Origin of the sequence: Methylacidimicrobium tartarophylax (assembly GCF_902143375.2) — a bacterium.
Classification (GTDB): domain Bacteria; phylum Verrucomicrobiota; class Verrucomicrobiia; order Methylacidiphilales; family Methylacidiphilaceae; genus Methylacidimicrobium; species Methylacidimicrobium tartarophylax.
Map to the genome: position 1 here is coordinate 1 of NZ_CABFVA020000007.1, position 25,653 is coordinate 25,653.

Sequence of the window (25,653 nt, forward strand, 5' to 3'; positions counted from 1 at the left end):
ACTACTCCGCGGGAGCGCGGAGGCGCTCCCACTTCCCGATGCGAGCTGTGATTTCTTGAGCATGGGCTATGCGCTGCGCCATCTCCGGGATATCCACGCCGCCTTCGCCGAGTTTTACCGGGTCCTCCGCTCCGGCGGCCGTCTGCTTCTTCTCGAAATCACTCAGCCCAGGAGTCTCTGGGGCGGCCTCCTGCTCCGCGGCTATCTTCGCATCGGCGTTCCGCTCCTGGGCTGTTTCGCGGGCTGCTCCCAGGCCAGCAAGGAACTCTGGCGCTACTACCATGAGACCATTGAAGCTTGCGTTCCGCCTCCGGTCATTCTGGAAGCCCTGCGCGCCGCGGGGTTTCTCGAGGTGCAGCGCCACGTGGAGTTCCGCTGCTTATCCGAATACACGGCACGCCGACCGGGAAGAATCGACCATCCCAAATGCCCGGCGGCACAGGAAGAGTGACGGGCCGGCGGAGTCTGCCATTCCTCCTTGTTCCGGATCGTCGGCGTTGCCACGGAGGGGGACAAAACGCCATGCTTCTTTGCCAGGATCTGGCCGACGCCGGGTTGGGCTCTATCCCCCCATCCAGTGTGCGCCGCGCCCAGCAAGGCGGTTACCCGCCCGTGGCGCGCATACGCCGCAATCGAATGAGCGCTCCTTCGTTCTGCTGCGCCTTAATCCAAATATCCCCGGGCGTCGACCTCGTCCCTGAGCTGGTTCTCCACCGCAATGATGTGGTCCTCCATCCTCTGGTCGTGAAGCCCACCTGCGACACTCTGCAAGGCATCCGCCGCGCCCTCGCTCTGAAGACCGAATATGCGGTCCCCTCCGGGTAAGCCTACGCTAACGCCCAACCGGCGAAGCGCCTTGGCGAAGACCGGCTTCCAGACGAACTGCTGGAGGTCTCGCGAAAACCAGGGCGGCATGTTGGCAGGGCCGATGGGAAATACCGCGTATGCTTGGAGGAAGCGGGCCGCGCCATAAGGGTTCGAAAGAATCTGGTTAAACTTCTCCGAGCCCCAGGAGGAGACCGTCTGGATGAACTCGTCTACCATCGCCTGCCGCATTTCCTCCGACATACTCAGCCTGTGAAATCGCTCAAAGACCACGGGTCCCAGAGCGTCGAGCGCTTCGACCACCTCGTGCGGCGCTTCCAGTCCCTCGTAGGCATTCCGAAGGTACCTCCAAGTTTCATTAATCTCGTTGCCTTCCACCGCCGAGTACTTCTTATCCTCTGCCTCCCAATCCTCGGGAGTAAGGTTATGGACGGCCTGCTCGATGACGCGCAGAATAGGAGCGGGCAGTGCCGTGGCCAGCGCAATCAGCTCCTTCAAGTAAGGGACGATCTTGTCATAGGCCCGGCCGATTGCTTCATAAGGCAGCGGCGGATCGGAGGAATATGTCACCTTGTGGGCTTTGGCCAACTCCGGCGACCAGCGCAAGCCAGGGTCCAAAATGTCGACGACTCCTCCCGGGGAGAGGAGTACTTCTTCCAAGACCTTGGGATCGGCGTCATGGAGGTAGCGGAGGGTGTCGGCGGCGGTCAACTTCGGAAGTTGGGCCGCCATCTCCTGGGCTTGGGGAGAAAGGGTTCCTCCAGAGCCGGACAGAGGGAACAAAAGAATCGGAATGAACATGGCGAGGGTTCGCAAGCTTTTCACCATAAAGAGAGGGAGGTGGCGCATTGGAGGGCTTCCCGTCTTCTTGGGAATTCGGTCCGGGGAGTGATGGCGTTCACTTTCCATGGCGCTGGCAATAGAGGTCTCTTCCTGGATTATGGAGAAGCTTGTGTCTTTCTTAGCAGGCGGTCAATCGCCTCGGGGTAGAAGTCGAGGATGGGAATGCCTCCCTTCCGGAGCACCCGGGTCGCATCGGAGGCAAGCAAGTGCGCATTCGCGTCGTTCGCCTGTTGAAGATTGGCCGGAGAGTAGGGAGGCAGATGGTACAGGTCCTGGAGAGCCAGATATCCCTCCTTGTTCCGGATCGTCGGCGTTGCCACGGAGGGCGCCAAAACGCCGTGCTTCTTTGCCAGGATCTGACCGACTCCAGGTAGGGTTTTGTCTCCCCATCCGGTGTGAGCTCCGCCCAGCAAGGCGCTTACCCGCCCGTGGCGCGCATACGCCGCAATCGAATCGGCCAATGCCTCATTACGGCTTCGTATCCCGCCGGGGCTAAGCAATCCAGCACGGTTTGACTTAGTTAGCTTTGACCAGGAGGAATCCCCGGCGATGACCTTTAAGCCCGTCTGGTGTACCTTCGCCCAGAGCCGATACATCGCGATTTGGGCGCGGGCGGTGGCAAGGTCCGATTCCTTCTCTGCCTCTGTCCTCGGTCGCATAGGCATGTGAGCGGCGGCTTCCAGCGCCATGGCCGCCCGAGCCACTCCCTCCTTGTCCCCACGGTCGGCGGCTCGATAGAGGGCGGCATTGAGCGGGGCAAATGTTGCCATGTCCGGAGCTGTAATTTGACTCGGCGGAGTTCCCGCCGCCGCAGCTTGCCAGGCGAGCTGAAACCGGCCCATGTTTTCGTAACTCGGGTCTCGAACGAGCTGGCTGACCTCGGCTTGGAGTTCCGAAGGGAATTCGATTACGACGGTTTTTCCTCCCAGCTTGTCGTGAAAGAAGGTCGCCCAGGCGAGTTCGTCCTGGAAGGTTGGGATCTGATTATGGACTTCTCCCGAGAGGAAAGCCTGGATCTGGTTTTCATTGACCTTCTGGATGAGATCGCTCGCCGAGCCGGAGAGAGGATTGAGGGAAGAAGAAAGGACGCCCGGGGAGTAGTAGTTGGAGGAGGAACTCCCGCGGGGCATCAAGGAGCGTTTCTTCGCGTTGCCGTTCTCGTTTTGCGGGCTTTGGCTGCTCGCACCGGCGCTGATCGCCCCGTTGGCCAACGTCCCCGCCGCTGCTGCCGCCGCCTGGGCTGCCGCTTGCTGGGACGGCTGGTTCACTCCTGCGGAAGCGGGAAGAGGAGGGCATAGGTCGCAGGCGGCGGCGGGGGCGACCGTGGCGCCCTCCTGAGCTGCTGCAGCGGGTGCGCTTGCTTCCGAAGCGGAGGACGCAGCTTGGGGAGCCGGGCTTTCGCTGGGCAGAATTTCCGTCATGTACTGCCCGGGTGCCGAGAGCGCAGAAAGGAGCCAAACGGTGGCAATCAGCAGCCGGAGAAGAAGAGGGAAGCAGCGGGGCCAGGAGGTAGACGGCGGGGCCACGTCTGTCCCAATAGGATAATAGGCGGTGGGATCGGGAATCCGGCGGTCCGGTGAGAATGGCCGCCTTCTTGGGCGGGCAGCAGCGTTTTGGCCCCGCTCGGCCGACTGCCGCTTTGCTCCGGGAGGAGCGTCACTCGTTCGATCGGGAGGGAGCGCCGGGAGCGCGAGCCTGGTGGACTACGCCCAATCTCGCGTTTCCTTCGAGGGAGATGGAAGTTCAGCGACTCGTGCCGTACGGCTCACGTGGCGCCCTCGGTCGCGCCCTTGATCGGGCCGACGTCCTCTGCGGAATTCCCTTGGACTTGTTGTCGTCCTTTATCGAGGGGATGAAGGAGTCCTTGTCCTCCCTTTTCGCAAGAGGACGTTACCGACTCGAATGCGTGGCAACGGAAAAGTGGCATAGCAAATGCTTCTATTAATTACGTAGAGTATTTTATAGTTTACTAACCATTCTCAAGTTCCACTCCATGAATCATCACGGCGTAAACCAAACCGAGGATTCGCTCTCTCTTCAGCAAGCAATGGGCCGTTGTTGCTGCACGAGAGAGGCAACGCCCTCTGCATCACACGGGAGCGAAGAGCGCCACGTCTGCGGTTCCAAGGTGGACTTCGTTTTCCCTGACGTTCCTTTTCCCTCGCCACGGATCTTCGCGGCAACGGGGGAGGAGGCACTTCGGCTACTCGTACACCGGCATCACGAATATCTCCTGAAGAGCCCGATTCACTATCTTTTCCCCCCGGACAAGGAGGCCCTCGAAAAGCTGGTCCGGCGCGCGGCGGACTTCGTCGTCGAAATGTGCGGAGGCCCTCGCTACTATACCTCGACCAGGGGGGAGCCCCGGATGCGGTCGCGCCATTTCCCGACAACGATCGATGAGAGGGCGAGGGAAGTCTGGCTGATCTGCTACCGCGACGCGCTGAAAGAGGCTGGGTTCCCCTTGCCGATCCTCGAAGAGTTCTGGAACTGGATCGAGCCATTTTCTATCCGGATGGTCAACCGCAGGACGACGTGGGACCCGCCGCGGCGCGTGCCTTTCTCTTCGATTCAGGATGCGTTCGCTCTCTGAAGAAAGCCGAGTTCGAGGAATTAGTGGTTCTTTCGCAGGGCTTTGTGACGGCCTTCGAGAGTCCACGAAGGCAGCCAAGTCGGCTGCGATCCGCTCAGTGCAACCAGAAGCGCACCTCTTGGGGAACTTCTGGGAATGGGAGCGTTTCCAGGGGGTTCGTCACACCGGAATTGAGCGCACATGGTACTGGCGCAGTCGCAGTGCTCATGCACAGGATAAACTGGCGGAGCCGGAGGGATTCGAACCCTCGGTACCCTTTGGGGGTACAACGGTTTAGCAAACCGTCCCTTTCAACCGCTCAGGCACAGCTCCAGGAGGTGTGTTCATCTTCTGCTCCCGCGTTGCGCCGTTGTCAAGGAGACAGAGCAGCGGCTTCCCTCTTGACGACCTTCCCAGGCCCTGCAAGCCTGTGCGTGCGCTGAGGACGCGGCGGGAGAAGTCGGGAATGAACCAACAGGAGCAGGACAAGGGAGATCGAAGCCGGACCCGCTTCTGGATGCGGCTCGTCCTCAGCGGTCTCGTGGGCCTCTTGGGCTACGCGGCTGCCCGGTTTGTGCTGGGAGGGCAGGGGGATTTCGTCTCGACCCAGGATTCGTTCCTGAGCGCCCATGCGGTTCGGATCTCTCCGAGGGTTTCCGGGTATCTGGAAAGGCTCCTCATCGACGACAACACCCGGGTAAAGCAGGGGCAACTTCTCGGTCTCATCGACCCCAGGGACAATCAGGCGCGGGTCGCGGCCGCCGACGCAGTCCGCCTCTTGGGTGGAACGGAGTGGCTTCGCATGAACCGGCTCGTCATGGCTCACGCGACACCCGAGTTCAATCTCGACATGGCGGTCGCCGTGAATAGCACGACCAAGGCAGCGGTCCGCTTGGAAACCCTCGCCGTCGGGTATAGCGAGATTCGCGCCCCGGTTTCCGGAAAGATTTCGGGCCGCCGGGTCGATCAGGGGAATTACGTCGCGCCGGGGCAGTTTCTCTTCTCGATCGTTCCGGCAGGAGTCTGGGTGAACGCGAATTTCCGGGAGAAGGAGCTCCGCCACATTTGGCCGGGGAGGCCTGCGGAGATTCGGATCTGGGCGCAGCCCGGCCGGGTTTACCGGGGTCATGTGGAGAGCATCCAGCGTGGCACTCGGTCGGCCCTAAGCCCCTATCCCTTGCTCGATATGCGGCTCAATTACGTCAAGCCGGAGCAGCGTATACCGGTGAAAATCCTTTTCGACGCACCGGAGGGCATCCCCTCGGATCTGGGCCCTTGGGTGACGGCCGCCGTGCGGATCCCCACCGATTCGGCGAGGTCGGCCCTGGGCTGGGCGCTCCTCCTGGGCGCGGGTGCCGCGCTGGCCGCTTTTGCTTTGAGCCCCCGTTTGCCGAGGCAAACGGCCGGTCGGTGAGGCATCATCCGCCCATGTTCGCTTCCCCTGCGGCTGCACGCAGCTCGCGCAGGAGATCGTCCTCTCCTCGATGGAGGAGTCGGCTCTCGAGAACGACCCGGTCGGCGCCGTGAAGGACGACTGAAGCAAGGCTTTCCTGGGTCACCCCGCCTTCTACCGCGATTTGATAGGTAAAGTTGCCCTCTTTCCGGCACTCTTTTGCCTGTGCGACCTTCTGCAAGGTTCCCGGCAAGAGCGGTTGCCGAGGACCCGGATTGGAGGTGAGACAGAGAAGGTAGTGAATGCTGGGGAGATGCTTGAGGGCTTTCTCCAATAGTGTCAGGGGATTCAGGGCGAGTCCGCAGCGGCAACCCATCGATCGAATCAGCTCGATCGTCTTCCGGACATCGTGGCGTGCTTCCAGGTGAACCGTTACGATGTCTGCGCCGGCTTCAATGAAGGCTCGGGCATAGCGATCCGGCTGCTCGATGCGGAGATGAACTTCGATGGGCAACTCCGTCGTGGCGCGAAGCGCGCCGACGAAGTCGGGTCCGCCACCCAGGTTCGGGACGAAATGGCCGTCCATCACCTCCACGTGGAGCATGTCGATTCCGGCCATCTCGAGCTTACGCACTTCGCTCTCGGTCTGGCAGGGCTTGGCCCCGATCACCGCCGCAAATCGCACGGATGTCACGTAAAAAGGCTCCTATGCTCTCCGCCCTTCGATCAGCTCGATCTCGTAGCCTTCCGGTCCGTCGATGAACGCAAAGCGCGTCCCGGAACTGCTGGTCGTCGGCCCATCGGAAAAAGGATAACCCTTCGCTGCTGCCCATTTGCCGAATTCCTCGAGGCTGTCCACCTCGAAGGCCAGATGGGTCAAATCGGGCGGCACGACGACCGGACCCGACGCCGGATAGTAGCAGATTTCAAGTTGCTCCTCGCTTTCGGGGGCTTTGAGGAAAACCAAGGTTGAGCCCCGCGGGGAGGAAATTCGCCTGACTTCTTCGAGGCCTAGTACCTCGGTAAAAAACGCGACGATCTTCCCTAGATCGTTTACCCGATATCGCGTATGCAGCAGCCGGCGCACCATACCCATAAACAGCGTTCTCCCGTTTCTCCCATAAAATCGAGAGGGCGTTCCTTCTTGAGTCCCCCCGAGACGACTGGATTCCCCATGCCTTACCACGCCTGCCGGAAACGTTCCTCCCTCTTGAGGTCTCCCAAGAAAAGGCTGAGCCATTCCGACAGCGTTTCGAGGTCCTGGAGGTGGACGACCTCGACGGGGCTGTGCATGTATCGGTTGGGAATGCCGAGAGCGGCCGTGGCAATCCCCCCGCGCTGCAAGAAGATGGCGTCCGCATCGGTGCCCGACCGGCGAGGGTCGATTCCCTGCTGATAGGCGATTCCGTGGGTGCGGGCCACTTCCGCCAACCGGCTGACCAGTAGAGGATGGTTGACGCTCCCGCGGCTGAGGATCGGACCCTTGCCAAGCTGCACGTCGCCATGACGCTTCTTGTCGGCGATCGGAATGTCGGTGGCGTGGCCGACGTCGACGACGACGGCGGCATCGGGTTGAGTCGAGTAGCCGACCATGGTGGCTCCAAAAAGGCCATTTTCTTCCTGAATCGTTGAAGCCGCGATCACGCAGGCCTGCAGGGTCTCTCGGCGCGCGAAGGTTCTCCGCAGGGCTTCGGCGACCACGAAGGCTCCCACGCGATCGTCGCAGGCTCTGCCCACCCACAACTCCCCATGGAGATGAGCAAATCCCGAATCGTAAGTCACCAGATCGCCGATGGAGACGCGCTCGAGGGCTTCCGCCTGGTTCCGGGCTCCGATGTCGATGAAGAGTTCGTGCCACTTGGGCGGCTCCTGCTTGCCTTCTCGATCCTGCAGGTGAATCGCGAGGGAACCGATGACTCCCAAAACGGACTTGCCCTGGTGATGGATCCGCACCCGCTGGCCTCGGGCCAACAGGGGGTCGGAGCCTCCCACCGTCGTGAAATAGACGAAGCCGCGATCATCGATATAGTGTATTTGAAAGCCGATCTCGTCGATGTGAGCGGCCAGGAGGATCTTGGGGGACCCCTCCGGATGAAGGACGGCCAGCGCGTTGCCGTAAGCGTCGGTCTCGACTCGGTCCGCGTAGGGCCTCACATAATCGATCCAGGAATGTTGCGCGACGCTCTCCTGACTCGAAGGACTGGGAGTCTCGATCAAGGTCCGTAAGAAATCTAGCTGTTCGTTCTGCACAAGCGTTGCACCGTAGCGGAAGATTCCTCTTCCCGCAACCGCCTACTTGTCGGGAATCGGCCGCGCCTTGGCCACGGCCCGGGCTAGCAGGATCTCCCGCACCACCGGGAGCAGGGAGAGTGCGATGATCAGCAAGAGAAAGAGGTGGAGATGGCTCTGGACCGCGGGGGCGCTCCCCAGGAAAAAGCCGGCGAGAAGGAAGAGGGCCACCCAGGTGATGCCCCCCGCCGCGTTCCAGAAGAAAAAGCGGGAATAGGACATCGTTCCGACACCCGCCACGAACGGAGCGAAGGTTCGCAGCACGGGAATGAACCGAGCGATGACGATCGCCCGTGCCCCGTAGCGGCGGCAGAGGGCTCGAGCGCGAATCAGGTGGCGCCGATTGAGCCAGCGGGCATTGGGGTCGTGAAAGATCGCCGGGCCGGTCCGCAAGCCGATCCAATAGTTCATGCTGTCCCCGAGAACCGCCGCGAGGATAAGCCCCAGAAGCAGGGTGGGCAGGTGGAGCCACCCTTGACCGGCAAATGTCCCCAGGAGAAAAAGAAGGCTGTCTCCCGGAAGGAAGGGGGTGACCACCAGACCCGTTTCGCAAAAGATGATCCCGAAAAGAAGCGGATAGGCCCAGATTCCATGGTCATTGACCAGCGACCGGAGAAGATCTTCCCATGCGGCCAAGATCGTAAACGCATGCATTGGTTGCTTCTTACCTCTCTGGCTTGACACTTGGGATCAAGTGTTTATACTTAATCGTATCAACTGACTGCTCTCCGAAGGCTTTGGGGGGCCGTCAACGCAGGAAACCCAAACGGAAGGAAAAAGGCAATGAATGGCTTGGTACGACGAAATCCGGCAGGTTTAGGTGTCTGGGATCCATTCCGCGAGTTGGACGAGATGCGAAAGCGAATGGCCTCTCTCTGGGAGCGGCCGCTCGAGTTGCTAGAAGCGCCGAGCGAGCGAATGGAGCTCGCCGAATGGCGGCCCCTGGCCGACATCACCGAGGATGAGAAGGGGTACCTGGTGAAGCTCGAACTTCCCGGCATGAAGCGGGAAGAGGTGAAGGTTTCCATGGAGTCGGGCGTCCTCACGGTATCAGGCGAGCGGAAGCTCGAAAAGGAAGAAAAGGGGAAGAAGTTCCACCGGGTCGAGCGGGCCTACGGCTCCTTTTCCCGGGCGTTCGTGATTCCCGAAGACGTGGTGGCCGACAAGATCGATGCGCAGTTCAAGGAGGGAGTCCTCGAAGTGCATCTACCGAAGGGTGAGCACGCGAAGCCGAAGACGATCGAGGTCAAAGGCTGAGCGGTTTGCACGCTGTTTCGAGAGAAAGGCCCTTCCTGTGTGGAGGGCCTTTTTTGCTTCCCGACCACGGACCAAGAGACGGTCGCGCCGGCTGGCTGCGGGATTCCGATTGACAGAAGATGCCCGGCGGGCGCAAATGAGTCTCATTTAGCGGTCTTGGCCGCGTAAAGTCGGGGAAGGAGGAGGGGTTGCCAAAGGGGTGGTTGCTCGCGATTGTTTTTAGTGTGCTCGCATCTGTATCTGTGCGCGCCGCCTCCGTGGGCACAGGAGGCTCCGATATCGCCGAGCAAGCTCTCTCCGGTCCCGCGCTCGCTGAAGCCGATCTGGGTGAGGATGTCTCAACCCGCACCTCGCAGGGAGGCGGAAAAGAAGCGCCCGTCAAAGAGCCTTTCACCGTTAAGTCGGGACTCTACGCGGGGATTTTTGGCGGCGGAGCCTTTTCTAATCCGGAATACGGCTACTCGGCCTATCCCGCGCCGGTCGGTCTTTCCCCCTTTACCGAGAGGGGAGGCATCGTCAACGGAGTGGGCGGGCTTCTGCTCGGTTACGAGTTCGCGGGCAACAAGATTGGAGACAGTTGGGACTTCTACTGGAGGCCTGCCGTCCAGCTGGATGCTTTCTACTTGGGTTTGACCGCCGCCTCCAATGGCCCGGGCTATGGCGCGCCCGCAGTGCCCGGAGCCATCGACAGCAAGCAGAACTTCAACGCCGGAGTCATCACGGTCGATGGACTTTTGAATTTGTACACCCCGGTCTTGGCTCTCCACTTCGGAGTGGGAGTCGGGGGAGCCTACATCAGCAACTCTTCGGCTTCGGCGGTGCCAAACGGAGGTCCGGCTGGAGGGCAAAACCTGCTCGGAGCGGGAATCAATACCGATGCGGGCGCCTTCGCCGTCCAGGGGATTGCCGGGATCGACCGATGGATCGGCAAGCGCTGGTCGATCTTCCTGGAATATCGCTTCCTCTTGCTGACTGGGGCCAATTTCAGCTACGCGGGCAATCCGGCGGTCTTCGGTCCGAACCAGATGGTGAGCCAGCACTTCGATCAGTTTACCGCCAACCTGGTGCTGGCCGGACTTCGGTACAAGTTCTAAGCTAAGGAGCGTTCCCGTTTTGATGAAAGAAGAGCGACATCTTTTCAAAGGCGTTGTCCTGGCCATGGGACTTGCCGGACTCCTTTTGGTTTCCCCCTCCTGGGCGGGAGGAGAGTTCCAACCGCCGATCCCCAAGTTTCCCTACGGCCCGACCGATCCGAAGGGCAACCCCTATTCCGTCGCCGCGACCGATCTGGTCTACAGCCCGAAAGCGCCCTATGTCCGGGCCTCCTCGGAAGTGGCCAAGTTCCAGAAATCCAAACGCACGACCCGCCGCGCAGCAAAGAGCAAGGCGGCGCCGACCGATTTTAAAGGGACGCCTTAGGGCGCCTACCGGTCCAGCCAGAGAGCTCGATCTTCAGTTGTCGGAGCAGGCGTTTGCGCCTCTCCTTCCGGCCGCGGTCTTCGCAACGCGCAGGGAGGCAGGTAGATGCCGATCAGGTAACGCTGCCACCAAGCCCCGGTACGCTGGAGCTCGCCCCACGAGCTGAAGCGATAATCGTAAAGAAGAGCCCGGAGATACGTCGGGGGTGTGCCCGGAAAGGGATTGGAGGCGAAGAGCGCCGCTACCTGCGGACTTCCCTCCAGGAGGCGCAGTACTAGGCGGGGGAACCAGGGGGTGCGCTCGGCGCCGTTCAGGGCGGCAAACCACATCTGCCAGTCGAGCCTCGGCTGATAGGGGGCGACGAACGCGGGCATCTTGCGCAGCTCCCCGGGCTTCCAACGAAACGGATAGGGAAGCCAACTTATCCCATCGCAGCTCCCCTCGATCACGATTTCTGGACGCCGGGTCGTCATGACGGCGAAGGCTCCGTAGTCATTGACGCTGCGAAAGGGGCTGATCGAGCGAAGCACGATCTCCAGCGGCGGAGGGAGCCGGACGCCCAAGACGGCAACGAAAAGGGGCAGGCTCAAAAGAAAGAGGAGACCGGCGAGGATGGGGCTTAGCCGGCGTTGGAGAAGAGGAGGCGGGAGGGTTGCCAGGCAAAGACGGGGCAAGACTCGTCCGAGAAGAGAGTCATCCAGGAGGGCAAAGCAGAGAACGAGGGTGAGCCAGTTGTAGAACGCATGGTTCCCGGTCAACAGGATGAAGAGCTGCAGGAGAACCAACAGAGTGAAGGCGAAGAGACGTCCGAGGCGCCCTGCCACGAAGAAGAAGGGGATGGCCAGCTCGACGGCGAGAACCAGGAAAGTCGAAAGCTCGTGGAAGGGGAGGGGAAGATGGAAGAAAAACCAGGAGAGGGGAGAGGGAAGGGGCTGGGTCTCGTAATGGTATTGCAAGGCGGTCAGGGCACGCCAGGCGGGATCCCCGCTGGCTAGCTTGACCACGCCGGAGAGGAAGATAACGCGAAAGAGAAGCCACTGCAGCCAGAGTTGGGCGAGGGGTGGGGGAGAGGGAGCTGTTCCGAACTGGGGCCGGAGTCGCCAGGGTGCGACCAGGATAGCCAGGAGCCCGGCTTCCAAGAGAAGGCTGTCCCATTGGAAGAAAAAGAAGTCTCGCCCCAAGGAGACGAAGGAGAGGTAGAGCGCCCAGAGCAGCAGGGCGATCCCGGCGGGTGCGAGATCGAAAAAGAGAAGGACGGCCAGGAGAACGCCCATCCAGGCGAAGAACTGCAACAGAAGATCGTTTCCGCCGAGCCACCAGAAGATCGAAGGCGCTTGGTAATAGCGGGAAAAGCCGAGATTGGCTCTTCCCACGACCAGCGCTTCGGCGATCGGCAAGATGCCGCGGGATCCCAGAAGCCCCGGCAACTGGATCGCCAGGGCGAGAAAAGCGATCGCGTAGGTGGCGGCCAGCCCTCGGAGAAAGAGCCAGATTGCCAGCCGGTAGGCAGAGGGATGCGGTCCGGGCGCGATCTTCGGAACGAGGGTTAGCCAGCGGTGGGCCATGGTCCGGCGGATGGGTCGGGATTTTCCCTTTCCCCCTCTCTCTGCGAATCGTCGGCCGGAGGAGCGGGGAAACGACGCCGCGCTTCCAGCATGCGAAGGAGGTCTTGCGCCTGCTCGCCGACGCGCGGGTGGAGATCCCTCCAGACGATGACTCCGTCCTCGATCAGGAAGGATACTCGCTTGACGAGCCCGAGAAAGACGGGCAGCCCGAAGGCCCGTGCGGCCGCACCGCCCCGGTCCGAAAGGAGGAGGAAGGGCAACCCGTGCCGACGGAGAAAGGAAGCCAGGCGCTCCGGGGAATCCCCGCTCACGCCCACGATCCGCACTTCCCAGGGCACGAGCTCCTTCGCATGGTCTCGGAGATTGCACGCCTGCCGGGTGCAGTGGGGAGTGTGAGCCCGCGGATAGAAGTAGAGAAGCGTTCTGCCGGATGCCAAGAGCTCGCCCAACGCGACCCTTCTCCCTTCAGAATCGAGAAGGATGGGCGACGGAACTCGCGAGCCAACCGGAAGAACTCTGCTCATAGGCTTGTCTTGCCACCCCGGCCGGACCATGCTGACCGTGTCGGGGCAGTATGAGAAAGGATCAGAGGAAGGTCAAAGCCGCTCTCTGTCTCCGGAGCAACCGTCGCGGAGGAAGGAGTTAGCGTGGAGAATTGGGTTCCTGGCTTTCTTGCGGCCTTTCCGGGAGGAATGGCCACTGCCGATCCCGAGGAGCTCGCCCGGAACGCGGGGGATGCGTGGCTGGCGTCGCATCTGCCTCAGGCCGTTTTCTACCCGGAGTCCGGGGAGTCGGTCGTTCGGTTGGTCCAGTGGGCCTCCCATTCCGGAGTGTCGATCACCCCGCGAGGGGCGGGCCGAGGCTACGTAGGGGGGTGCGTTCCGGTCCGAGGAGGGATTGTCGTCAACTTTTCCCGGATGAACCGGATTCGCGAAATCGATCCGCAGGACGGGGTCGCGATCGTCGAGCCGGGGGTGATCACCGCCCAACTCCAGGAAGCGGTCGCCCGGATCGGCTGGTTCTACCCGCCTGATCCCGCTAGCGCGGCGGAGAGCAGCTTGGGAGGCAACATCGCGACCAATGCCGGTGGCCCGCGCTGCCTCAAATACGGGGTCACCCGCCACTATGTGCTCGGCCTGGAGGTCGTCTTGGCCGATGGAACCGCCGTCCGCGTCGGAGGGCGTACGCACAAGAATAAGGTCGGGTTCGACCTCGTCGGCCTCTTCGTCGGCTCCGAAGGGCTCCTGGGGCTGGTGACGGAGGCGACTCTGCGGCTGATCCCGCGTCCTCCGCACCGGGTCTGCGCGGCGGCGGTCTTCCCTTCGATCGAGTCGGCAGCGGGCTGTGTCGAAGCAATCTTTGGAGCCGGTCTCCTCCCGTCCGCCCTCGAAATCGCCGACCGCTTCACCCTGGAGCGGGCGCGCGAGTTTTGTCCGGAGCCGCTTCCGCCTGGCCAAGCCCATCTCCTCGTCGAAATCGACGGCCATCCGGTCGGAGTCGACGCGGAGATCGAGACCCTGCTGCCTCTGCTTCGACGCTCCGGCGCCGAAGAGATCCAGATCGGCCGAGGAGACGAAGGCGGTGAACTGCTCTGGAGAACCCGGCGCTCCTTTTCCATGGCCCTGAAGGCGAGCGGTCTGACCAAGCTCAATGAGGATGTCGTCGTGCCCAGGAGACGGCTTGTCGATCTCGTCCGCCTGGGAAGCGATCTCGAGCTTCGCTACGGTTTCCCCGTTGCCTGCTTCGGACACGCGGGGGACGGCAACATCCATGTCAACCTCATGGTCGATCGCAGCCAGCCTGGCGCCGATCGGCGCGCGCAGGAAGCGCTCGATCTCCTCTTCCATCGGATCGTAGACTGGGGAGGATCGATCACGGGGGAGCACGGCATCGGCATCGCCAAGGAGCGCTGGTGGCCACTTGCCGTCTCCCCCGAGGTGCGCACTCTCCACCGACGATTGAAAAATGCTTTGGATCCGAAGGGGTTGCTCAATCCGGGAAAATTCGTTTGATTTTCTTTGCCCAGCCCGTCAGGCTGGCAAATTCGATCAAGCCGCTTGAGCCGGGAGCCTGATCGAAGGAGCTTATGTCGTTCGAGGACACCTTTTCTTACTCGCTCGAATCGAGCCGCGTGGTGCTGCTCCCGCGCACCCGGGTGGCAACGTTCCGCACCTCTCTGATCCACTACACGCTCATGACCGAAGCAATGGACAGGGTGGACACGACCTTCGTCCGCGAGGGGAATCTTGAGGCGGATCGCCCGCAGCTGATTCTGCCGAAGACCATGGGAAAGCTTCTCTTGGGAGGCTTCGGCGAAAAAGCGCGCGCTTATGGGGAATGGCTGAGCGCACAGCCCAACTCCCTCGGGTTTCTGCGCTACGGATTTCAACTCCGCAAGGAGGAGCTCCGCTTTCGCCAAGTGGATGCCCCGATCGCATTGGTAACGCAGACCGTGAAGCGGGAGGTGCAGGAACGGGAAGATCCCTTCGCCGCGATCCTCGTCGGCGTCGAGGATGGCTGGGAAATCTCGCTCTTGCGCTTTTTCCTCGAATGGGTGCAAAAATCGATCCCCCGCAATGTGCAGGATCTACGACAAGAGGGGTTTTTATAAGGAGTGAATGTCGTTCTTCCGGCGCTCTCTTCTCTCGCCCCCAGAATGACAACGAAAGAGGGGGCTCCCCCCATGGAGCGGTATTACTTGCCCCGGCCGGAGGAAAATCTCCTCGGTCCACAGGAGTCGGACCACGCCCTGCGGGTGATGCGTCGGCGAGTCGGTGACCGGATCCTTCTCTTCGACGGCGCAGGCACCGAATGGGTGGCAGAGGTGAGGGGGCGGAGCGGCCGCCGGCTCTTCTTCCGCAAGATCGCGGAGAGGAAGGTGCCTCCTCCCCCTGGGAAGATCGGCATCGCCCAGGCCCTGCTGAAGGCAAAGGCGATGGATCTCTTTTTCCAGAAGGCGACCGAGCTGGGAGTCACGGAGATCTTTCCTCTGCTTTGCACCCGCTCGGTCGAGCGGCGGGAAGGGATGGAGCGCAAGCACGCCCGGTGGATCGAAATTGCGATCGCCGCCGCCAAGCAGAGCCGGCGGGCCTGGCTGCCGACGATCCATTCACCAATCGAGCTGGGCCTGCTGGGCCGGGAGACTTCCTCCTATCCGCTGAGGCTCTTCGGTTCTCTGCAAGAGGGCGCTCCGTCGCTGCGGGTTCTCTTGGCCGCTCGCCGGACGGAAGCGCAGCGAGGCGTTCTTTCCTTGATTGGGCCCGAGGGAGATCTGACTCCCGCAGAGCAGGCGGTCTTGGAAGAAGAAGGCTTCCTCCCCGCCTCCTTGGGTCCGACGGTCCTGCGCTCGGAAACAGCAGCTCTCTTCTCTGCCGCAGTCTTCCTTTACGAGCTGGCGGGCGGAGGAGTTGAGGAAAACGGAAAGGGACGATGGCAAGAGACATTCTGATCACGGGAGGCGCTGGCTTCATCGGTTCGAACCTCGCTCTGGAGATCCAGCGCCGGGAGCCGGGAGCGGAGATTGTGATCGTCGACGACTTTCGGAGCGGCTCCTTTCCGAATCTCGAGGGCTTTCGCGGAGACCTCGTGACCGCCGAGGTCGGTCTCCTCGACTGGCATCGCCTTTTTGGAGATCGGCCGCCCGAGATGGTCTTCCACCTAGCCTCGATCACCGACACGACCGTGACCGATACCGCAACCCAGATGCTCGCCAACGTGGAGGGTTGGCGCCGCCTGCTCGCCTTTCTGGCCGGGAAGTCCCTGCATCTGGTTTACGCCTCCTCCGCCGCCGTCTACGGCGTGACCTCGTCTCCGCAGAATCGCGTCGGCGACCCGGAACGCCCCGCCAATGCGTACGGCTTCTCCAAGCTCCAAATGGAACATCTGGCCAGACGGTTTTCCGGCGAAAACCCCAAAATCCCGGTAGCCGGGCTTCGCTACTTCAATGTCTATGGTCCACGGGAATCGCATAAGAAAAAGTCGGCCAGCATGATCGGCCAACTCGCCTGCCAAATTCGGTCGGGAAAAACGCCGCGTCTTTTCGTCGACGGGAGCCAGAGGCGGGATTTCGTCTATATCGCCGACGTGGTCGATGCGACCCTGGCCGCCGCTCTCGCCCCGAAAGGCAATGGCGTCTTCAACGTCGGCTCGGGCCACAGCCGCTCCTTCAACGAGGTGATCTCCTGCCTGAACGTTGCGCTCGGAACCCAGGCGAAGCCCGATTACTTTCCCTGTCCCTACCGGTTTTTCCAGCCTCACACCGAAGCTGATCTGTCGGCCACCAAAGACGCATTCGGGTACCTGCCTCGTTTCTCCTTGGAGAAGGGGGTCTACGCCTATCGCGAATCGGGCTGGCTCGGTCGCGATTGCGAGCAGTAGAACTCTTGCTTATTTCCTAAGTTTCACCGATCTTTTCCCTGTGAGCTCTCCGCAGTTCCCTGAAGGCGAGGAGTGGCAGCGCCGCTTCCAGGAGATGTTTCGCGCATTTACGCCGCCCCAGGCTCCACCTGAGAAGAAGGAGAAGGAGGGGAAGGACCGGGAAGCCTTCGAGAAGCAGATTCGCTCCTTTACCTTTACCCCGAAGGAGCTCAAAGCCTATCTCGACCGTTTCGTGATCCAGCAAGAAGAGGCGAAGCGGGTTCTCTCCGTCGCCGTCTGCGATCACTACAACCATGTGCGTGCCGCGCTCGCCGGCGAGGAACTCCCCCATTACGTCAAGCAGAACGTCTTGCTCGTGGGCCCGAGCGGTGTCGGGAAGACCTACTTGGTGCGCTGTCTGGCGGAACGGATCGGGGTGCCGATGGTTCGCGGCGACGCGACAAAGTTTTCGGAAACGGGCTATATGGGCGGCGACGTCGAGGATCTCGTCCGGGAGCTCGTGCAGCAGGCGGGGGGAGATGTCTCCATCGCTCAGTATGGCATCATCTACCTCGATGAGATCGACAAGTTGGCGGGCTTCCACTCCATGGGCCGGGATGTCAGCGGGCGAGGGGTGCAGGCGAATCTTTTGAAGCTGCTCGAAGAGACCGAGGTTCCCGTGCGGGCTCCCTACGATCTGCAAGGACAGATCCAGACGATGCTCGATTTTCAGCGAGGCAGCCGGGAGAAGAAGCGGACGGTGAACACTCGGCACATTCTCTTCCTGGTCAGTGGAGCCTTTACCCGACTCCCGGAAATTGTTTCCCGCCGGATGCGCCGGGGACAGATCGGCTTTCGCGCAGAGGGAGTCCAAGCGGACGAACGGGAAGCGGTGAAGGAGGCTCTCACCGCCGACTTCATCGAATATGGGTTGGAGCCCGAATTTGTTGGAAGGCTTCCGGTCCGAGTCTTCTTCGAGCCGCTGAACGCGGACGACCTTTTCCGGATTCTGCAAGAGTCGGAGGGCTCGATTCTCCGGCAGTATGTCGCCGCTTTTGAGGCCTACGGGATCTCACTACGCTTCACGGACGGGGCCCTCCACCGCATCGCCCAGCGCGCCGCCCAAGAAGAGACGGGAGCCCGCGGCCTGATGACCATCGGGGAACGGATCTTGCGCCCCTTCCGCTTCGAATGTCCCGGCACGGGTTTGCGCGAGATCCTGATTGACGAGGACACCGTCGAAAATCCCCAGAAGGCTCTGGATGCCGCGCTGGCGCACTTCCGCGAAGGGGGGGGTGAAACCGTCCAGGAGGTGGAGACTTTCGCTGAAGAGTTTTTCCGCGCCCACGAGCTTCGTCTCCGCTTCGAGCCGGAAGCGGTTCAATCGCTTCGGGCTGAAGCGGGTGCAGAAGTCGGCGCCGTTGTCCAGCTCTGCCGAAAAAAGTTCAAGGATTTTCCCTTTGGACTCCGTCTCATCCGAGCCAACACGGGTCAAGAAACCTTTACGCTCCCTCCGGAAGCGGTCAAGGATCCGGAAGGGCTGCTCAGCCGCTGGGTTCTGGCCTCCTACTCCGGCTCGGGGAACACGGCCCCGGATCAGGAAAAGAAGAGCACCGAAGCGGAATAACCGTGGAGGAAGTTGAACTTTCCCACGGGTCCGATCTCGCCGTTCGCGAAGAACCCTGCCGCGGGAAGCTCTGGAAAAAGCTCCTGAATCAACCCGGCGTCCCGTCCCGCCACACCGAAGAGCCCCTTGCCTCTCCCGGCGCAGAGGCTGACGAGCGCCGCGAGCGGCTTGCGCTTCGAGAAAAACTCCGCCTTCTCGGCCTGGAGAAGCTGGCGCAAGGATTGCTCGGCCGAATCGGGATCGCGCAGTTGGTATTGCAGGGTCTGGCCGACACGCACCAGTGCCCCGACAGCGACCGCTCCTGAGGAAGGATCGGCTCCCAGGATATTGCGCACGAGGAAGTCTCCCTGCCGGAACTCATCTCGATATTCGGAAACGGCAAGGCCTATGAAGATGTGTCCATGGGCCTTCTCCCGCTCTCGCTCCGAAAGGGATTCGAAAGCGGTCGCTAGCGCTTGGTAGGCGCTTCCCGAACCGAGGGTGTAGAGGACATTCCGATCCGCCCCCGTGACCGTATAGGGATCGCCGATCGGACGGCAGCCTTGGGAGACGACGACATGAAAGCCGATCTTCCCCTGAAGGGCAATGGCGACTCCCCCCTCCACGGGTTTTCGATCCAGAAAGACCGCAGTCTCCCCGTCACTGGCTCCCCCTGCCAGCCCTCCCCAAACCGGAACCGCCGGATAGGCGCGGTTCCAGATCCGTAAGAGCCGCTCCACGGGAAGAACGTGTGGATTGGCGAAGAGGAGCCATCCCGCCGCTTCTTTCGGTCCGACTCCGGTGAGTCGGTGCCAAGCCAACGGATCATCCTCGGCTTCGACCTCCTCGGCCGAGAGAGCAATCGGAATCGCGCGCATCTCCGGATGACGGAGAAAAAGCACCGAAAATCCCTCTTCGGCCTCGAATTCCGCCCCTTCGGCAAGAAATCCCTGTCCCGTCACGGCGACCAGGAGCGGCGCATGACCGTAGATGGTCAGCACCTCACAAAGATCGCTCAGATTGGGCGCATAGGACGAAGAGGCGAAAACCAACGCCAAGGAAGGATCGCCGCCTAGCTTCGCGCGCAGGTCTTCGACAAGCGCTCGGCTTGCGGATTCGGAAAAAGAACCGGAATAGGCTGCGGACACCGCACGAGGAGCATCCATAAGGAAATCATCATTTTTTTTGGTTCCCTGTCAATGCCTTGGAACGACAAAATCCCCAGGCCAAATCTCTTGCGCGATCCGGAGGCTCTCCCGCATGAGCCGATAGCCGACGTGCCCTTGGGGGAAGGGGTAGAAATGACATCCCCGCCACGCCGTGCGGAACTCCTGCAAAAGCCGGAGCGGGACGACCCGGTCATAGATTCCTCCCAGCAGGAGAACCTCTTGGGGCTCCAAATAAGGCCGGGAGAGGCTCGGGCAAACCAGCCGGAGGTGCGGCGCCGCCGTCTCCGGCGAAACCCCCAGCTTCTCGAGCGTCTTCCGTATGCCGCGCCCGCTCGGGGATTCCCACATGGCATGCTCGATCCGGAAAATCGGCTCCAGGAGCATCAATCGGTCGAAGATCCGCTCGACGCAGGCCGCCTCGGCTAAAACCCAACCGCCGTAGCTCATTCCCCATCCGCCCATGAGACGGGTCCCCTGGCTGCGCAGCCAACGCGCGAAGACGCGAAGATCGAGAACCCCTTGGCGCAAGGTTTCTGCCGTATGCACTAGGTCTGCCGTCACCGACATCTCTCCGGGGAAGAGCCACAATGGCCTTCGGGCATAATGGTAGGGGAGATGCATGAAGGCGGCATTCCACCCCAGAGCGTTGAGCCGGCGCCCCCAACGCCGGTAGCCGAAGTCGCTGACGGACATCAGCCCGTGTGCCATGACCATGGTGGGTCCGCTCCAACCTTCCGGTCCTAGCCAGAGATCGAAGACCGCCGTCCGATTTCGCCGTTCCGGACCCGGTAGCGGGCTGGGAAACCGGACGCGGAACCCCTTTCCGCGCGGGATGCATTCGAGGGACACGGCATCACCCGGAGGGAGGGCGTAGTAGTCCGCCAGGGTCGCCGAACGCCACGAGTCGACGTAGCGCTCCAACCGCTTCCGAAAGTCGGGCTCCGGCCGGTGTCGGGCCTGAAGGGAAGAGATCCAGGCAAAGCTCGCTTCGTCGACGAGAGCCGCCCAGCGCCGATGGAGGAGAGAGGACCAACCACGGGCAGTGGCCGATTTTCGGTCGTCTTTCACTCCGCCTCCTTGCTTTGCCCCGGTTGGCCGAGCAGACGGAGGGGAATGCCGCCGGCAAGAGTCGAGGCAGGAGTCCACGCCCCGTCGCGGCGATCCGGACGATCCCTCCTTCCTTGGATCATCCGAGCTTTGATCCCGGAGTCGGCTTGAGCAAGGATACCTGAACCGCAGCGAGGTCCATCAGGGCATTGCATCTCGGAAGAAACCGATCCTCCCAATCGGAACTCCCGTAGACCTTCTGGCAGATCTGCTCCCGCTCCTTCTCGTCGGCAAAGGCGCGAATCCAGACGTAACGGGTCGGCTCTCCGGGCACCGTGAAGGAACCGACCACCCTTACTCCCTTGCTTGCTTGGAAAGGTAGAAGCTCTTCGTCCATGAAACGGACAAACTCATCCAGGCACCCGGCCTTGATCCGGTATTCGCGCAATTCATAGATCATCGAGCGATGCTAGAGGCTTCTTCCCCGGAATGCAATGGGGCGGCGGCCATCCGCGGAGTTGCTCCCGCTTCTTTCGCCTTGCCTTTTTACGTCGGCAAGCGAGGCTCATCGGAAAACCTCCATGCGCTACGAAGAGTTTCTCCAAACGCTGGAAGCGCCGGCGGCGGGTGTCCCTCCCGGCTTGCGTGCTCCTCTTGCCGCCCTCTGGCACGAGCGGGCGGGAGAATGGGATCGGGCGCACCGGATCGTGCAGGCCGAGGCAGATGCTTCCTCCGCCTGGGTTCACGCCTATCTTCATCGCCGGGAAGGGGACCTCACCAACGCCCGGTACTGGTACGCCCGCGCGGGAAAGCGGGAAGCCGCCGTTCCCCTCGACCAGGAATGGGAGGCACTGGTCCGCGAGCTGCTGGAGGAGGGGGCGTAGCCGGCCCATCCGGCATCCGTTCTGCGATGGTTGCCGGACGCCCGCCTTTCGTCTTTTTTTAACGGCGGAAAATCCTTAGTCCTCCATTTCTTCTTCCGTGCCATCCGCCTGCAAGGAGCCGGCACGCTCGACCAGGGCGAGGAAGGAGCTTCGATAGCCGTATGGGTCCTTCCCTTGGCCTTCTTGGGCAAGCCTCCGTACCAGCTTCCAGTTGCTCTGGCCTTTCAGGGGCGACTTTTTCAGCAGCTGTCCAAAGACCGCCACGGCAGCGACAAAGCGGAACTCTTCCGAGCTCTTCTCCCACCCTTGCCCGCGATCCGTGAACGGGAATTCCAACCGCTGGCTCTTCTCCTCGTCGGGCTTCTTATACCGGATCTTCACCGTCAGCAACTCGTTCAAAACGGCTGGATCGACCGACGCGCCGCTCCCGCCGCTATTTTCTTGCGGGCTGGGTTGATACTTGAGCGGATCGACTTCCGAATGGGACGGCTCCTTGCCGTCCGCGGGAATGATTTCATAGAGCGCGGTCACGGTATGCCCCGCTCCAATCTCCCCTGCGTCCTTGGCGTCGTCGTTGAACTCCTCCTTCGCCAATCGCCTCTTCTCATAGCCGATCAGCCGGTGGGCCGAGACCTTCCTGGGATTGAACTCAACCTGGAATTTCACGTCCTTGGCTACGGTGAAGAGAGTCTTGTGGAGGTCCGCTCCGAATACCTTGTGGGCCTCCTGCAGGTTGTCGATGTACGCATAGTTGCCGTTTCCCCGGTCGGCGAGCTTGACCAGCATCGAGTCGTTCAGGTTGTCCATGCCAAAGCCCAGGACCGTCAGATAGATCTTCTTTTTGGCCTTCTTCGCGATCAGATCCATTAGATCGCTCTGGCTCGCGGTTCCCACGTTCCAGTCGCCGTCGGTCGCCAGAATGACCCGGTTGTTTCCGTCCTTGAGAAAATTCTTTTCCGCCAGGTCGTAGGCCATTTCGATGCCCGAAGCCCCGTTGGTCGACCCTCCCGTTTCCAGAGCCCCGAGCGCCTGCCGGATCTTCCTCTTGTCACTCGTGGGCAAGAGGACGCAGCCGCTCGCCCCCGCGTAGACCACGATCCCTACCTGGTCCTTTTCCCCGAGCCGATCGACCAGGTAGTCGAGACTCTTCCGGAGCAGGGGAAGCTTGTTGGGCATGGCCATCGAGCCGGAGACATCGATCAGGAAAACGAGGTTGCCGGGAGGAACCGCTTCCCGAGCCAGTTCCCTTGCCTTGATCCCGATCCGGACGAGCCGGTGGTTCGGGGCCCAGGGGCAGGAGGCGGACTCGACGCTGACCGAGAAGGGATCGTCCCCTTTGGGTCTCGGATAATCATAGGGGAAATAGTTGATCAGCTCCTCGATACGAACCGCTCCCTTCGGCGGCAAATGCTTTTCGTCGAGCAGATAGCGCCGAATGATCGAATAGCTCGCCGTGTCGACATCGGCACTGAAGGTCGACAGCGGGTGGTCGTAGACCTGCAGGAACCGATTCTCCTCAACGGCGTCAAAGGCATTCCGATTTCCCGACTCGCGCTGGTCGGAATCGCGCTCCAGCTTGTTCCCCACAGGCCGGGAGCGCCGAGCCGAAGCATAAGCTCGAGCCGCTTCGAGATGACTTCTGGAAGACATGAACGCTCCACTAAGGCTTCCCACGAGAGGCGCCATCACCTCCGCGCCCGCTTTCATCCCCGTCCCCGTCGCTCCTTCCGTGACTGCTCCCGCAAATCCTCCCGCGTCCGCTGCTGCCCCTTCGGTCGAGGCGTGGGCTGAGGATTGGGCCGCCGCGGCTTCCCTGGAACGTGCCCGGACATCCGGCGGCAGCGCCTCTTGGGGAAGAGTCGAGGAGGGGATAAGACCAGCCACGAGGTTTTCAGCCCGGGGAGGGGGAGAGGCGATGGGAGCCGTCGCGGTGGACGGGGAAGAGGCCGAGGAGGCCGATGCCGGGCTCGATTTCGTCTCCCTCTCCGCCACGATGACCGGAATGCTCTGTTTTGTTTCCGCAAAGCTGTTCCTTTCTTGAGAAAGGGGAGAAGGGAAGGGGCGGAGGAGATCGAGGACGAGAGCGACAAGCAGGGAGAAGAAGAGACCCGCCAGAGCGGGTGTGAGAAACGGACTCTGCTGGCGCCACGGGAGCCAGGCAAGCCACCGGTGGACTCCCCGCGATTCCTCTTTCTCCCGGGAGAAAAGAGTCCTTGCCGTTTTTTCGAGATGGCGTCTCTGCTCTTCGCGCAGATGGATCTCCTCTCGGGAGAAGCCTTCGCGAAGCAGCCAACCCGCCTTGCAGATCTCCTCCTCTTCCGCCGGGTTGCCGGCAAGGAGGGATTCCACCTCCTCTGCCTCTTCCGGTGTCAGGAGTTCCCTTTCTCCGAGAAGAAAGGCCGTAACTTTCGGATCGTCTGGATTCATCGATTTTCTCCGTCGTATCCAAAGGGCACCGCCTGGAGTTCATCCTTCAGCAGTTCCCGCAGCTTTTTGAGCCCCATGTGGAGCAGAAAGCCGACATTGGTGGCCGAAACATTCATCACCTGCGCAATCTCTTTGTAAGAGAGGTCGTTTTGGAACCGGAGGCGAATCGCCTCTCGTTGCGATCGCGTCAAGCGATCCAGGCATTGAAGCATGCGGGTAACCAGTTCTGCCTGCTCCAGCGTCTTTCGCGGGGTCGGGCAGGCCGAGGGGAGGCTCATCAAAACATCTTCTTGGATGAGGGGCTTGCGCTTCCGCAAATAGTCCAAAGCGCCATTGCGGGTGACCGTGAAAAGCCAGGCTTTCCACCGTCTCCGGCGCTCGACTTCCGCAGGAGGAGTCTCGCCCTCCGACTGCGGCTTTCGTTGACGGAGGGCCTTTGTCAATTTCATGAAGCTTTCTTGCACGATGTCCCGCGCAGACTCTCGATCGCCGATGAGGGAGTCCGCGTAGAGAAGTAGCTTGCTCTCGCAGGCGGAAAAGAGTTCGCGAAACAGGATCGCTTCCGCAGAGTCCGGATTCATCACCCCTCAGTAGGACAAACGTGAGGAAGGCCTCTTTTCTTAGACCTTGGTCGAATGGAGATTCCACGATTCTCCGGGCGAAAGGGACTGTCGGGAGGCGGGAAGGGAGCAACCCGCCCCAGGTCGGTAACAGATCTATTCCCAGCAGAGCGGGGGAGTGGGTGCGCTCTCGGTCCAGACATGTATGGATAAGGAAGGGAGGTCCGCGTCATCGAGCCGGTTCCGGATCGCTTCCTCCACCAGCGCGGGCCGGTTGCAGTCCGCGCTCAGGTGGCCGAGAACGATCTTCTGGAGCCCGCGTCGCGCCATCTCCGCAGTAATCTCCGCCGCGCTCTGGTTGGAAAGGTGGCCATGGCGGGAAAGAATCCGCTGCTTGACCGACCAGGGCCGCCGCGAATCGGCCTGAAGAAGTTGCGGGTCGTGATTTGCTTCCAAGAGTAGCGCCCGGCACCGGCTCATCTTTTCTAAGACCAGGCGCGTCGCGTAGCCCAGGTCGGTCAAGACGCCGACCGTTCCCGCCGCATGATGAAAGAGAAAGCCCACGGGATCCGCTGCATCGTGAGGAACCGAGAAGCTCTCGATTTCCATCTCGTCCAACTCCAGCCGGGTCGCGGTTTCCAATCGCCGCCAGTCGATCTTCGACTCCTCCGCGAGAGCAAGCCAGGTCAATTCATTGCAGTACAAGGGGAGGGAATGGCGTCGCAACAAAACGTGGAGGCCTCGGGAGTGGTCGGCATGCTCATGCGTCAAGAAGACGCCCGAAAGACTCGATGGCTCCACCCCGATCGCCTGAAGACGTTCTTCCAGACGACGGGCACTCAGCCCGGCATCGACCAGCCAACGGCGCCTCCCCGTCTCCAGCAGTGCTGCGTTTCCGCTGCTTCCGCTAGCGAGGATCGTGAGCCGGAACATGCTTTGGAGTTAACGGAAAGGCGGGAAGGAGACCAGCCCAAAGGAAGAAACGGGATCATGAATCGTGAAGAGTCGCTGAAGCCACAGGAAGCCGCTTTTTTCTCCTGGCGGGAGCAGGGCCGGATGATTAGCATATTCCGTGCCTTCCCTAGGCCTTTTCCAGTCAGTCCGGCTCAACCAGTCGCTCTCTCCGCAGATGCAGCAGTCTTTGGCCCTGCTGCAGGCAGCTTCCTTCGAGCTGCGTTCCGCGATTGCGCAAGAGCTCTTGGCCAATCCCGTTCTCGAAGAGGAGATCGACGAGCTTCCCGCGGAGGAAGGGCGGGAGAGTTCCCTGGAAGCCCTCGCCGAAACCGAGGAATCGTGGCGCGAGTACCTTGGGCCCACGGAGGCCAAGACCGGAAATCTCAATGACTTCGAAGAGAAACGCCAATACTTCTTCGACTCGCAGGCGGTTCCCGAAACGCTGCATGACTTTTTGAACCACCAGCTTACGGCGGCAGCCGGTGGC

At 61.5% G+C, this 25,653-nt stretch carries 27 protein-coding genes, 1 tRNA gene and 1 pseudogene; 14 read left to right on the forward strand and 15 right to left on the reverse strand.

Annotated elements, in window-relative coordinates:
- Positions 1–451 (forward strand): class I SAM-dependent methyltransferase (locus MAMT_RS00895; RefSeq protein WP_142659067.1); only part of this gene is annotated, 451 nt, incomplete at its 5' end.
- A gap of 212 nt (positions 452–663) precedes the next feature.
- Here MAMT_RS00895 and MAMT_RS00900 read toward each other — a convergent pair.
- Positions 664–1,734: a hypothetical protein gene (locus MAMT_RS00900; protein WP_142659068.1), complete on the reverse strand. Its 1,071-nt coding sequence runs from the start codon at positions 1,732–1,734 to the stop codon at positions 664–666.
- Between the two features lie 29 nt (positions 1,735–1,763).
- Positions 1,764–3,194 carry a hypothetical protein gene (locus tag MAMT_RS00905; RefSeq protein ID WP_142659069.1) on the reverse strand — a complete coding sequence of 477 codons (1,431 nt, stop codon included), beginning with the start codon at positions 3,192–3,194 and terminating at the stop codon, positions 1,764–1,766.
- 56 nt (positions 3,195–3,250) lie between these two features.
- Between MAMT_RS00905 and MAMT_RS00910 the strand changes: the two genes are divergently transcribed.
- Positions 3,251–3,613: a hypothetical protein gene (locus MAMT_RS00910; RefSeq protein WP_142659070.1), complete on the forward strand. Its 363-nt coding sequence runs from the start codon at positions 3,251–3,253 to the stop codon at positions 3,611–3,613.
- A gap of 183 nt (positions 3,614–3,796) precedes the next feature.
- Positions 3,797–4,261: a globin domain-containing protein gene (locus MAMT_RS00915; RefSeq protein WP_246186446.1), complete on the forward strand. Its 465-nt coding sequence runs from the start codon at positions 3,797–3,799 to the stop codon at positions 4,259–4,261.
- Positions 4,262–4,482: 221 nt separating this feature from the next.
- On the opposite strand, the gene MAMT_RS00920 is transcribed toward MAMT_RS00915, so the two are convergent.
- Positions 4,483–4,573, reverse strand: a tRNA-Ser gene (locus MAMT_RS00920).
- A 133-nt stretch (positions 4,574–4,706) separates the two neighbouring features.
- Between MAMT_RS00920 and MAMT_RS00925 the strand changes: the two genes are divergently transcribed.
- On the forward strand, positions 4,707–5,654 hold the full coding sequence (locus tag MAMT_RS00925; RefSeq protein ID WP_142659071.1) for an HlyD family secretion protein: 948 nt from the start codon (positions 4,707–4,709) through the stop codon (positions 5,652–5,654).
- A gap of 4 nt (positions 5,655–5,658) precedes the next feature.
- Here MAMT_RS00925 and MAMT_RS00930 read toward each other — a convergent pair whose 3' ends face one another.
- From MAMT_RS00930 to MAMT_RS00945, 4 genes are all read right to left on the reverse strand, one after another.
- On the reverse strand, positions 5,659–6,327 hold the full coding sequence (locus MAMT_RS00930) for a ribulose-phosphate 3-epimerase (protein WP_246186447.1): 669 nt from the start codon (positions 6,325–6,327) through the stop codon (positions 5,659–5,661).
- A 12-nt stretch (positions 6,328–6,339) separates the two neighbouring features.
- Complete coding sequence (locus MAMT_RS00935; protein ID WP_374729431.1) at positions 6,340–6,723, reverse strand: VOC family protein; 384 nt, start codon at positions 6,721–6,723, stop codon at positions 6,340–6,342.
- 89 nt (positions 6,724–6,812) lie between these two features.
- Positions 6,813–7,883 carry a M42 family metallopeptidase gene (locus MAMT_RS00940; RefSeq protein ID WP_142659073.1) on the reverse strand — a complete coding sequence of 357 codons (1,071 nt, stop codon included), beginning with the start codon at positions 7,881–7,883 and terminating at the stop codon, positions 6,813–6,815.
- 42 nt (positions 7,884–7,925) lie between these two features.
- The gene (locus MAMT_RS00945) at positions 7,926–8,576 is read right to left on the reverse strand and encodes a VTT domain-containing protein (protein WP_142659074.1); all 651 of its coding nucleotides are present in this window, start codon (positions 8,574–8,576) and stop codon (positions 7,926–7,928) included.
- A 129-nt stretch (positions 8,577–8,705) separates the two neighbouring features.
- Between MAMT_RS00945 and MAMT_RS00950 the strand changes: the two genes are divergently transcribed.
- The 3 genes from MAMT_RS00950 to MAMT_RS00960 all read left to right on the forward strand — a co-directional run bounded on the left by MAMT_RS00950 (position 8,706) and on the right by MAMT_RS00960 (position 10,598).
- Positions 8,706–9,179 carry an Hsp20/alpha crystallin family protein gene (locus MAMT_RS00950; protein ID WP_142659075.1) on the forward strand — a complete coding sequence of 158 codons (474 nt, stop codon included), beginning with the start codon at positions 8,706–8,708 and terminating at the stop codon, positions 9,177–9,179.
- Positions 9,180–9,436: 257 nt separating this feature from the next.
- A complete protein-coding gene (locus MAMT_RS00955) occupies positions 9,437–10,273 on the forward strand; it encodes an outer membrane protein (RefSeq protein ID WP_246186448.1) in 837 nt (278 codons plus the stop codon).
- A gap of 22 nt (positions 10,274–10,295) precedes the next feature.
- Positions 10,296–10,598, forward strand: a complete 303-nt coding sequence (locus MAMT_RS00960; RefSeq protein ID WP_142659076.1) for a hypothetical protein — start codon at positions 10,296–10,298, stop codon at positions 10,596–10,598.
- 5 nt (positions 10,599–10,603) lie between these two features.
- Here the strand turns inward: MAMT_RS00960 and MAMT_RS00965 are convergent, their stop codons facing one another.
- Positions 10,604–12,163 (reverse strand): lipase maturation factor family protein, encoded by a 1,560-nt coding sequence (locus MAMT_RS00965; protein ID WP_142659077.1) that lies wholly within the window; start codon positions 12,161–12,163, stop codon positions 10,604–10,606.
- Entirely contained in the window at positions 12,145–12,687 is a 543-nt protein-coding gene (locus tag MAMT_RS00970) for a peroxiredoxin (protein ID WP_178086833.1), read from the reverse strand. The genes MAMT_RS00965 and MAMT_RS00970 overlap by 19 nt, the downstream gene beginning before the upstream one ends.
- 123 nt (positions 12,688–12,810) lie before the next feature.
- Between MAMT_RS00970 and MAMT_RS00975 the strand changes: the two genes are divergently transcribed.
- From MAMT_RS00975 to MAMT_RS00995, 5 genes are all read left to right on the forward strand, one after another.
- The gene (locus tag MAMT_RS00975; protein WP_142659079.1) at positions 12,811–14,175 is read left to right on the forward strand and encodes an FAD-binding oxidoreductase; all 1,365 of its coding nucleotides are present in this window, start codon (positions 12,811–12,813) and stop codon (positions 14,173–14,175) included.
- 74 nt (positions 14,176–14,249) lie between these two features.
- Positions 14,250–14,774 (forward strand): hypothetical protein, encoded by a 525-nt coding sequence (locus MAMT_RS00980; RefSeq protein ID WP_142659080.1) that lies wholly within the window; start codon positions 14,250–14,252, stop codon positions 14,772–14,774.
- Positions 14,775–14,846: 72 nt separating this feature from the next.
- Positions 14,847–15,611 carry an RsmE family RNA methyltransferase gene (locus tag MAMT_RS00985; RefSeq protein WP_178086834.1) on the forward strand — a complete coding sequence of 255 codons (765 nt, stop codon included), beginning with the start codon at positions 14,847–14,849 and terminating at the stop codon, positions 15,609–15,611.
- Positions 15,593–16,540: an ADP-glyceromanno-heptose 6-epimerase gene (gene rfaD / locus MAMT_RS00990; RefSeq protein ID WP_142659082.1), complete on the forward strand. Its 948-nt coding sequence runs from the start codon at positions 15,593–15,595 to the stop codon at positions 16,538–16,540. Before MAMT_RS00985 ends, rfaD begins: the two co-directional genes overlap by 19 nt.
- Before the next feature lie 40 nt (positions 16,541–16,580).
- A complete protein-coding gene (locus MAMT_RS00995; RefSeq protein ID WP_246186449.1) occupies positions 16,581–18,146 on the forward strand; it encodes an AAA family ATPase in 1,566 nt (521 codons plus the stop codon).
- Here MAMT_RS00995 and MAMT_RS01000 read toward each other — a convergent pair.
- The 3 genes from MAMT_RS01000 to MAMT_RS01010 form a co-directional block, all read right to left on the reverse strand.
- Positions 18,116–19,291, reverse strand: a complete 1,176-nt coding sequence (locus MAMT_RS01000) for an FIST signal transduction protein (RefSeq protein ID WP_142659083.1) — start codon at positions 19,289–19,291, stop codon at positions 18,116–18,118. The genes MAMT_RS00995 and MAMT_RS01000 overlap by 31 nt on opposite strands.
- A 30-nt stretch (positions 19,292–19,321) precedes the next feature.
- Positions 19,322–20,362, reverse strand: coding sequence for an alpha/beta fold hydrolase (locus MAMT_RS01005; RefSeq protein ID WP_142659084.1), 1,041 nt, complete (start codon positions 20,360–20,362; stop codon positions 19,322–19,324).
- A 118-nt stretch (positions 20,363–20,480) separates the two neighbouring features.
- On the reverse strand, positions 20,481–20,801 hold the full coding sequence (locus MAMT_RS01010; RefSeq protein ID WP_142659085.1) for an NIPSNAP family protein: 321 nt from the start codon (positions 20,799–20,801) through the stop codon (positions 20,481–20,483).
- 121 nt (positions 20,802–20,922) lie between these two features.
- On the opposite strand from MAMT_RS01010, the gene MAMT_RS01015 reads away from it, so the two are divergent.
- A complete protein-coding gene (locus tag MAMT_RS01015) occupies positions 20,923–21,225 on the forward strand; it encodes a hypothetical protein (RefSeq protein ID WP_142659086.1) in 303 nt (100 codons plus the stop codon).
- 75 nt (positions 21,226–21,300) lie between these two features.
- Here MAMT_RS01015 and MAMT_RS01020 read toward each other — a convergent pair whose 3' ends face one another.
- The 3 genes from MAMT_RS01020 to MAMT_RS01030 all read right to left on the reverse strand — a co-directional run bounded on the left by MAMT_RS01020 (position 21,301) and on the right by MAMT_RS01030 (position 25,145).
- The gene (locus MAMT_RS01020) at positions 21,301–23,652 is read right to left on the reverse strand and encodes a vWA domain-containing protein (RefSeq protein ID WP_246186450.1); all 2,352 of its coding nucleotides are present in this window, start codon (positions 23,650–23,652) and stop codon (positions 21,301–21,303) included.
- Entirely contained in the window at positions 23,649–24,233 is a 585-nt protein-coding gene (locus tag MAMT_RS01025) for an RNA polymerase sigma factor (RefSeq protein WP_142659087.1), read from the reverse strand. The genes MAMT_RS01020 and MAMT_RS01025 overlap by 4 nt, the downstream gene beginning before the upstream one ends.
- Before the next feature lie 135 nt (positions 24,234–24,368).
- Positions 24,369–25,145: an MBL fold metallo-hydrolase gene (locus MAMT_RS01030; RefSeq protein WP_142659088.1), complete on the reverse strand. Its 777-nt coding sequence runs from the start codon at positions 25,143–25,145 to the stop codon at positions 24,369–24,371.
- A gap of 139 nt (positions 25,146–25,284) precedes the next feature.
- On the opposite strand from MAMT_RS01030, the pseudogene MAMT_RS01035 reads away from it, so the two are divergent.
- A pseudogene (locus tag MAMT_RS01035) lies at positions 25,285–25,653 on the forward strand (RNA polymerase factor sigma-54); the annotation flags it as partial.

Excerpts from the sequence above, each read along its gene's own strand:
- MAMT_RS00980 (WP_142659080.1), top strand. The coding sequence starts at position 14,250 with ATGTCGTTCGAGGACACCTTTTCTTACTCGCTCGAATCGAGCCGCGTG.
- MAMT_RS00935 (WP_374729431.1), bottom strand. The coding sequence starts at position 6,723 with ATGGTGCGCCGGCTGCTGCATACGCGATATCGGGTAAACGATCTAGGG.
- MAMT_RS00910 (WP_142659070.1), top strand. The coding sequence starts at position 3,251 with ATGGCCGCCTTCTTGGGCGGGCAGCAGCGTTTTGGCCCCGCTCGGCCG.
- MAMT_RS00960 (WP_142659076.1), top strand. The coding sequence starts at position 10,296 with ATGAAAGAAGAGCGACATCTTTTCAAAGGCGTTGTCCTGGCCATGGGA.
- MAMT_RS00970 (WP_178086833.1), bottom strand. The coding sequence starts at position 12,687 with ATGAGCAGAGTTCTTCCGGTTGGCTCGCGAGTTCCGTCGCCCATCCTT.
- MAMT_RS00965 (WP_142659077.1), bottom strand. The coding sequence starts at position 12,163 with ATGGCCCACCGCTGGCTAACCCTCGTTCCGAAGATCGCGCCCGGACCG.
- MAMT_RS01020 (WP_246186450.1), bottom strand. The coding sequence starts at position 23,652 with ATGAATCCAGACGATCCGAAAGTTACGGCCTTTCTTCTCGGAGAAAGG.
- MAMT_RS00945 (WP_142659074.1), bottom strand. The coding sequence starts at position 8,576 with ATGCATGCGTTTACGATCTTGGCCGCATGGGAAGATCTTCTCCGGTCG.
- MAMT_RS00900 (WP_142659068.1), bottom strand. The coding sequence starts at position 1,734 with ATGGAAAGTGAACGCCATCACTCCCCGGACCGAATTCCCAAGAAGACG.
- rfaD (WP_142659082.1), top strand. The coding sequence starts at position 15,593 with ATGGCAAGAGACATTCTGATCACGGGAGGCGCTGGCTTCATCGGTTCG.
- MAMT_RS01015 (WP_142659086.1), top strand. The coding sequence starts at position 20,923 with ATGCGCTACGAAGAGTTTCTCCAAACGCTGGAAGCGCCGGCGGCGGGT.
- MAMT_RS00950 (WP_142659075.1), top strand. The coding sequence starts at position 8,706 with ATGAATGGCTTGGTACGACGAAATCCGGCAGGTTTAGGTGTCTGGGAT.
- MAMT_RS00985 (WP_178086834.1), top strand. The coding sequence starts at position 14,847 with ATGGAGCGGTATTACTTGCCCCGGCCGGAGGAAAATCTCCTCGGTCCA.
- MAMT_RS01030 (WP_142659088.1), bottom strand. The coding sequence starts at position 25,145 with ATGTTCCGGCTCACGATCCTCGCTAGCGGAAGCAGCGGAAACGCAGCA.
- MAMT_RS00925 (WP_142659071.1), top strand. The coding sequence starts at position 4,707 with ATGAACCAACAGGAGCAGGACAAGGGAGATCGAAGCCGGACCCGCTTC.
- MAMT_RS01010 (WP_142659085.1), bottom strand. The coding sequence starts at position 20,801 with ATGATCTATGAATTGCGCGAATACCGGATCAAGGCCGGGTGCCTGGAT.
- MAMT_RS01000 (WP_142659083.1), bottom strand. The coding sequence starts at position 19,291 with ATGGATGCTCCTCGTGCGGTGTCCGCAGCCTATTCCGGTTCTTTTTCC.
- MAMT_RS01025 (WP_142659087.1), bottom strand. The coding sequence starts at position 24,233 with ATGAATCCGGACTCTGCGGAAGCGATCCTGTTTCGCGAACTCTTTTCC.